Raw genomic sequence first — 626 nt, 5'->3', positions numbered from 1 at the left:
GGTCTTGTAAAACCAACAGAACAAGAACCAGTGATGAAAGACACAATGTCTTCACTCTCTGTGGATTCATTTGCTATTCACGCAGCCCTTGTCGTCGTCGTTACGGCTTTCTCTTATGTCGCAGCAAACTACTTATCGTCGTTCCACGACAAAGTACAAATTCCGACATTTGTAACGGGCTTTTTGGGCGGAATGCTCGTACGAATTGTCGCGAAACAAACCAAAGCGTCACGATACCTTTGTGATGGAGCATTTAAGCACGCAGCTGGTATCAGCACCGACTACCTGATCATATTTGGTATTTCGGCAATAAAAATTACTGTTCTTGCTCAGTACCTTGCGCCAATGATCGTACTCGCCATTGGTGGCATCGCATTTACGTTGTGGCTGATCTTCTGGGTTGCGCCTCGAATTATGGGCGATGATTGGTTTGAAAAAGGCATATTCTCCTGGGGCTGGCTAACAGGCACAGTTGCAATGGGCATCGCGCTATTGCGCATTGTTGACCCTAAAATGCGTAGCAAAGTTCTGGATGACTACGCCATTGCTTATGTACCTGGTTCAATCACGGATATCTTTATCATCTCTCTGATGCCTATCGCGATGTATAACGGTATGGAGTGGCA

General features: G+C 46.0%; 1 pseudogene. It reads left to right on the top strand.

Features of this window, described 5'->3' with window-relative positions:
* Positions 1-626: pseudogene (locus R7093_RS26265) on the top strand (sodium:glutamate symporter); the annotation flags it as partial.

It is taken from the genome of Vibrio sp. 1580 (genome assembly GCF_033340055.1).
Note: the sequence above shows the minus strand (reverse complement) of the source record. Positions and strands in the feature narration are given on the sequence as shown.